This is a genomic window from Rhodovulum viride, from assembly GCF_003265965.1.
In the GTDB taxonomy this organism is placed as follows: domain Bacteria; phylum Pseudomonadota; class Alphaproteobacteria; order Rhodobacterales; family Rhodobacteraceae; genus Rhodovulum; species Rhodovulum kholense.
The window spans coordinates 1-554 of sequence record NZ_MUAV01000167.1 but is presented as its reverse complement, the minus strand read 5'-3'; the positions used below and the strand labels follow the sequence as shown (position 1 = coordinate 554).

The 554-nt window shown below is 72.2% G+C and carries 1 pseudogene; it reads right to left on the bottom strand.

What is annotated here, in order from left to right:
- Positions 1-554, bottom strand: a pseudogene (locus BYZ73_RS21665) (phage tail tape measure protein); the annotation flags it as partial.

Genomic DNA, 554 nt, shown 5'->3' with positions numbered 1-554 from the left:
CAGGTCGAGGGCCGAGGCCAGCGGCGCGCCCTTGCGCCAGAGATCGGCAAAGCCGGTCGCCAGCTGCTCGATCCCCGGGGCGGCGGCCGCGGCCAGGCTGTTGCCAAGCCCCGTCGCCACCAGCCCCAGCCGCGAGACCGCATCATTGGCGCTCTCTATATTGTCGGCGTCCAGTTCCGACACCACGACGCCGAAGTCCTCGACGTCGCGGGCGGCCTGGCGCAGGGTCGCGGGGTCGATCCGGCTCATGGCGATGGAGCCTTCCTCGCCGAAGAGCTGGCCCGCCACCGCCGCCTGCTGCGCCGCGGGCACGAAGTCGAGGATCGCGGCATTGATGGCCTCGACCCGCGCATCGAGCGGCATCGCCAGCAGATCCCCGGCCGTCAGGTTCAGCCGCTTCAGCGCCTCGACCGCGGGGCCGGTGCCGGTCGCGGCCTGGCTGAGGCGGCGGGTCAGGTCCTTCGTGGCCTGTTCGACCGTGCCCATGGCGACGCCCGAGAGATCGCCCGCCCGGCTCAGCACCTGCACCGATTTGACGGTGGTGCCCAGCGATT